Raw genomic sequence first — 5,907 nt, 5'->3', positions numbered from 1 at the left:
GGGTCGATCTCCTTCGCGCTGGCCGCCAAGGGCTCGGCGCGTGACTCGAGGATGTGGATCAGCGGGCTGTCGGCCGCGAGCGCGGGCGGCACTGCGCGGCCGCGTGCGAACATCGGAGTGAACGCGGACTGCGCGCGCGCGTAGACGACGAGCGACTCGGGATGGAGCAGCTCGTCCACGCGCTCCGCGGAGAGCCGCGTCAGCTCCTGGGTGCTGCGACAGTGCGCGAGCTCGACGACGAGCTGCGCGAGCCCCTCCTCCACCGAGACGCGCCGCGGGAACAAGCGCCGATCGATCCACGGCCGCAGCCGCCCGTGCGCGCCGACCAGGAAGCCGGCGAACGCGAGCGAGAGACCCCACTTGCTCGCCGATACCGAGACGCCGAGCCACCGATTCGCGGTCTCTGCCACGTCGGGGATCACGTGCACGATGGTCTCGTGCAAGGCGACGCCCAGGATCGTGAGCGAGGTCGTCGCGCTGATCAGCCGGTCGATGTCGAGGAAACGGTAGCCGAGCACCGCGATCAGAACGCCCAGCGGCGGGGCCACCGCCACGGCACCCAGGAGTGCATTCTCGATCGGAGAAGTGGTGACGGTCGGATGACTCGCGATGATCCAGGCGGTCGGGACGAGAGCGACGTACCACCCGTAGAGAATCCAGCGGAGCTGGCGGCGCTCGAGCGCGTCCGAGCGGACGTAACAGCGAGTCAGTCCAGCCAGAATCGAGCCGCATGTCAGGACGGTGAGACCGCTGAACGCGAGCCAAGCGAACCCGTAGCCCGGCTCGGGAAGCCAGTAGTAGCAGGCCACCGCGGCGAACAGGCCGAGCCCCAAGATCCAGGGCAGAGCGCGCATCCACGCGCGCAGCGGACGGGCGGAGGCAGTGAAGTCCCAGTACACGAAGACCGCCGCGCCCATTCCGATCGGATATCCGGCGAGATGCAGAAGCGAGAGCGGGACGACGCTGTTCCCGATCAGCTCGAGGTCGTTGCCGAGCAGGTTCCTCATACTCACTCCGACGCCGACTGCTGCGATGAGGAAACGCCGAGCGGGTGGCCAGCCTGGCACACGCAAGAGGAGCAGGAGTCCGATGAGCACGTTGGGGACCCATCTCGGGACATCCACCCACCAGTACGGATCGGGCTCGCCGGCGAGAGCCGTCGCCAAGCGTCGGTCGCCGCGAGCCGCCCGGATCGGGGCACTCGAAGATCGCCGCATCGCGGGCACGATCACACGCCAGAACGAGAGAGCGCTCGCTCCCGCGAGCGACTCACCCCCGACCGCCAGCAGCCGGTCCCCGACCTCCAACTTGGGCCCGTCGAACTCAGTGCCCGAGCTGACCGTGAAGACGACGGGGAACTCGCCCGGACCGGATGCGGACGAGACCTCGATGCCGATCCGCCGCACCTCTCTGCCGATGGAACCTCTCAGCTGAAGCGCGAGGGTGACGAGATAGAGCGGCACCAGGGTGGCGATCAGCACCCAGTCGAGAGTCCGCAGACCTCGCGCGTGCGGAGACACGCAGGCCAGGATACGCCCGAAGTGGGTCCGTCACACCTGACTCGTGCCGCGGGACTCGTGCCGCGGGCGCCTGGCCGGAGAGCTCCTGCGCTCAGCCCATCAGATTGAACTGGCTCTCCGGCAGGAACACCTTGTTCTCGTTCGCCGCGATCTCCTGGGCGCTGACGCCGTTCGGGTTCTTGAAGCCCTCGGCGCCCACGATCTTGAGCTCGGTGACCTTGTTGCCCGACACGAACAGGAACTTGCCCGTCTTGTCCTTCGACAGGTCGCTCACCATGTAGAGCACGGCGGGCGAGACCTTCTCGGGCGAGAGCATCTGCTTCACGTTGTCGTTGCCCATGCCCGGCAGGTCCTCGGTCAGGCGAGTCACTGCCACCGGCGCCAGGCCCCACACACGGATGTTGTACTTCTTGCCCTCGAGCGCGAGGCAGCGCGTGAAGCCGGCGATGCCCGCCTTGGCGGCGCCGTAGTTCGACTGGCCGAAGTTGCCGATCAGGCCGGAGGTCGAGCTCGTGTTCACGATCACGCCGCCCTGGCCACGCTCCTTCATGTGCGTGAACACCGGGCGAGTCACGCAGTAGGTGCCCTTCAGGTGCACCTGGATCACGATGTCCCACGACGCCTCGTCGGTGTTGACCAGCGTCTTGTCGCGCAGGATGCCGGCGTTGTTCACCAGGATGTCGACCTTGCCGAAGGCGTCGAGCGCGCTCTTGCAGATGTTGTTGCCGCCCTCGACGGTCGCGACCGAGTCGTAGTTCGCGACGGCCTGGCCGCCCATGGCCTGGATCTCCTTCACGACCTGGTCGGCCATCGAGTGGCCGCCGCCGGCGCCGTCGCGCGCGCCGCCGAGGTCGTTCACGACCACGGCCGCGCCCTCCTTGGCGAACAGGAGCGCGTGACAGCGACCCAGACCTCCGCCTGCCCCAGTGACGATCGCGACCTTGCCATCCAGAAGACCCATGACTTTCTCCTCGAATCAATCGAGAACGACGAGCACGTCGCCCTCTTCCACACTCTGCCCCTCCTCGACGAGGATCTTGGCGACGCGTCCGGACGCCGGCGCCTCGACGGGGAGCTCCATCTTCATCGATTCCAGAACGACGAGGACGTCCGCCTCTCGCACCGTCGCTCCGACCGAGGTCTCGATCTTGAAGACGGTGCCCGTGATGTGGGCCTCGACGTTCTGACTCAAACCGGCGCGTAGTCTATGAGAGCACGGGAGCGCAGTTCAACCGGCGTCTGCTAGCCTGCCCGCCCGGATGCTGGAGACGCTCACCCAGGGCTTCCGCAACGCGCGCGACCGCTTCCGCGGGGTGGCCGAGCTCAGCGACGCCAACGTGGCCGACGCGATCTCCGACGTGCGGACCTCGCTGCTCGAGGCCGACGTCGACCTGGGCATCGTCCGCGAGTTCCTGGCCAAGGTGCAGGAGCGCGTGCGCGGCGAGGTGGTGCGGCTCGAGGCCGGCAAGAAGAGCGGCCAGAAGCTGCGCGTCTCCCCGGGCGATCACTTCACGAAGGCGTGCTACGACGAGCTCGTCGCGCTCATGGGCCAGGGCGAGCCGCTCGAGCCGGTGCGCGACCGGACGCGCGCGATCATGCTGCTGGGGCTCCAAGGCACGGGCAAGACCAGCACCGCGGCGAAGCTCGCGAAGTATCTGAAGTCGCGCGGCGACCGGCCGCTCCTGGTGGCGGCCGACGTGCGGCGCCCGGCCGCGCGCGAGCAGCTGCGGCTGCTCGGTGAGCAGGTCGGGGTGCCCGTCTACTCGCGCGACGGCGACGACGCGCCCGCGATCTGCGCCGAGGCGCTCGAGCTGGCGCGCGCCGAGAAACGCGGCTCGGTCATCCTCGACACCGCGGGCCGGCTGCAGATCGACGACGAGCTGATGCGCGAGCTCGAGGAGATCCAGGCCCGCACGCACCCCGAGCACGTGACACTGATCTGTGACGCCATGATGGGGCGCGAGGCCGTGAACGTGGCGCGCGGCTTCGCGGCGCGGCTGCCGATCGACGGGCTGATCCTGACCAAGCTCGACGGTGACTCGCGCGGTGGCGCGGCGCTCGCGATCCGCGCGGCCACCGGCGTGCCGGTGCGCTTCGTGACCATGGGCGAGGCCACCGACCGGCTCGAGGCATTCCGGCCCGAAGGCCTGGCGCAGCGCGTGCTGGGCATGGGCGACGTCGTGGGCCTGATGAACGACTTCGAGGCCGTGGTCGACGTCGAGGAGGCGGAGAAGGACGCCGAGCGCATGCTGCGCGGCAAGTTCACCTTCGACGACTTCCTGACTCAGCTGCGCACGATCCAGAAGATGGGCTCGCTCACGGACCTGTTGGCGAAGATCCCGGGTGTCTCGGACATGATGCCCGAGGGCGCGAAGGTCGATCCCAAAGAGCTGCGGCGCATCGAGGCCATGATCACCTCGATGACTCCCGACGAGCGCCGCCAGCCGGAGCTCATCAACCCCTCGCGCCAGAGCCGCATCGCGCGCGGCTCGGGCACCCAGGCGACCGACGTCTCGGGCCTCCTGCAGCGCTTCAAGGCCATGCGCGAGATGATGGCGTCGCTCGGCGGCGCGGGCGGGCTGCTCGGCAAGCTGCCCGGCGTGGGCCGCGTGTTCGGCGGCGGCGGCGGGCCAGCCCCCGGCTTCGACCCGGCGCAGCTCGCCGGCCTGGGGGGCATGGCGCCCAACCGGCGGGCCGCGCGCGCGCAGAAGGCCATGGCCAAGCGCGAGCAGCGCAAGGCCCAGAAGAAGCACAAGAAGCGGAACAAGCGCCGGTAGCCTGCGGCACCCCTGCCGGAGACTCACTGCACGCGGCAGCCACCCCGACCGCGCAGGGTGCATGCAGGGCTTGGCACTCCGGTTGCTCTTTGCGCCCGGCATGACGCAGACCGCCGAGGTTCGCGAGTCAGAGCCGGCCGCTCCGGTGACCCCGAAGCCCTGGCTCCGGCGCGCGCTCGGCAGGATCACGAACGCTCCTGCGCTCACTTCGCGCCAGCACCGGGTGCTCTGGCTGGTGTCGTTGGCCTCGCTGTTCGACCAGTACGACCGCTCGTTGATCGTGATGGCCCTGCCCCAGATCCAGGCCGGTCTCTCGATTCCCGAGAGTCAGGTCGGACTGCTCGGCTCGTTCGTGCGCTTCGGCTCGCTGCCCGCGCTGTTCATCGCGCTGGCCGCGGACCGGCTCGGCCGGCGCCGCGCGCTGCTCGGCACGGTGCTCGCGTACACGCTCCTGACCGGCGCTTCGGCCTTCGCGCCCGACCTGCGGACCTTCCTCGGGCTCCAGTTCCTCTCGCGCGTGTTCGGCACGGCCGAGATGCTGATCGCGGTCGTGGTGATCAGCGAGGAGTTCGACGCCGCGACCCGCGGCTGGGGCGTGGGGGCGTTCCTGTCGATCCAGGCCCTGGGCGTGGGGCTCGCGTCGATCCTGCTTCCGCTCGCCGCCTCGACCCCGAACGGCTGGCGCGGGCTGTATCTCGTGGGTCTGGGGCCGATGCTCCTCCTGGCCTGGCTGCGCCGCAGCCTGCCCGAGACCGCGCGCTTCGAGGCCCGCGAGCGCGCGCTGGGCGCGCGACTCACTGCCCAGCGCTACTTCGTGCCGATGCTCAAGCTCGTGCGCGCCTACCCGCAGCGCTTCGTGGCCACGGCGACGCAGCTCTTCTTCATGGGCACGGCCTACGCCGCCGCGGACTTCTTCGGACCGAAGTATCTGCAGCAGGCGCACGGCTGGACGCCCGGCCAGGTCAGCACGATGTATCTCACCGCGGGCGGTCTCGCGATCCTGGGCGCGCCGCTGCTCGGGCGGCTCGGCGACCGCATCGGCCGGCGGCCCGTGGCGATCGCCGCGTCGGCCGGGCTGATCGTGTTCGCGCTGGGCTTCTACAACGGCGCCGGCCCCTGGCTCGTGCCACTCTGGGTGGCGGCCATCTTCACGGTCGTGGGCCACGACGCCGTGCTCTCGGCCTACGGCGCCGAGCTGTTCCCGACCTCGCACCGCTCCACCGCAGCGGCCGCGCGTTTGATCGTGGCCACGCTCGCGGGCATGCTCGGGCTCGCGCTCGAGTCCGCGCTCTACGCCGCGACCGGCTCGCACTGGCAGGCGATCTCGATCCTGCTGGTGATCGGCCTGGCCTCGCCGCTGGTGATCGCCGTCGCGTTCCCCGAGACTGCGGGTCGCAGCCTCGAAGAGATCTCGCCGGAGCACGAGGAGCTCCAAGGAGAAACGACATGAGTCTGCGCACGCGTATCGATGACCTCGCCGCCGCGGCCCGCGCCCTCACGCTGATGGGCGTCGAGCGGCTCGAGACCGGGATCGTCTTCAACCCGAGTGACTCGCGCCTGCGCGTGGACCCCTACCCGTTCTACGCGCGCCTGCGCGAGCAGGACCCGTT

The 5,907-nt window shown here is 69.8% G+C and carries 5 protein-coding genes; 2 read left to right on the top strand and 3 right to left on the bottom strand.

The features are described from left to right. The 3 genes from VMR86_02835 to VMR86_02825 form a co-directional block, all read right to left on the bottom strand. A partial coding sequence (locus tag VMR86_02835; GenBank protein ID HTO05966.1) for a hypothetical protein occupies positions 1-1,007 on the bottom strand: 1,007 nt, incomplete at its 3' end. A 604-nt stretch (positions 1,008-1,611) separates the two neighbouring features. Next, positions 1,612-2,481, bottom strand: a complete 870-nt coding sequence (locus VMR86_02830) for an SDR family NAD(P)-dependent oxidoreductase (GenBank protein ID HTO05965.1) — start codon at positions 2,479-2,481, stop codon at positions 1,612-1,614. A gap of 15 nt (positions 2,482-2,496) precedes the next feature. Further along, on the bottom strand, positions 2,497-2,712 hold the full coding sequence (locus VMR86_02825) for an acetyl-CoA carboxylase biotin carboxyl carrier protein subunit (protein HTO05964.1): 216 nt from the start codon (positions 2,710-2,712) through the stop codon (positions 2,497-2,499). 67 nt (positions 2,713-2,779) lie between these two features. Between VMR86_02825 and VMR86_02820 the strand changes: the two genes are divergently transcribed. Continuing rightward, a complete protein-coding gene (locus tag VMR86_02820) occupies positions 2,780-4,297 on the top strand; it encodes a signal recognition particle receptor subunit alpha (protein HTO05963.1) in 1,518 nt (505 codons plus the stop codon). 145 nt (positions 4,298-4,442) lie between these two features. Beyond that, the gene (locus VMR86_02815; GenBank protein ID HTO05962.1) at positions 4,443-5,747 is read left to right on the top strand and encodes an MFS transporter; all 1,305 of its coding nucleotides are present in this window, start codon (positions 4,443-4,445) and stop codon (positions 5,745-5,747) included. The last annotated feature ends 160 nt before the right edge of the window (positions 5,748-5,907 follow it).

Source organism: Myxococcota bacterium (assembly GCA_035498015.1).
GTDB lineage: Bacteria > Myxococcota_A > UBA9160 > SZUA-336 > SZUA-336 > VGRW01.
Note: the sequence above shows the minus strand (reverse complement) of the source record. Positions and strands in the feature narration are given on the sequence as shown.

Excerpts from the sequence above, each read along its gene's own strand:
- VMR86_02830 (HTO05965.1), bottom strand. The coding sequence starts at position 2,481 with ATGGGTCTTCTGGATGGCAAGGTCGCGATCGTCACTGGGGCAGGCGGA.
- VMR86_02820 (HTO05963.1), top strand. The coding sequence starts at position 2,780 with ATGCTGGAGACGCTCACCCAGGGCTTCCGCAACGCGCGCGACCGCTTC.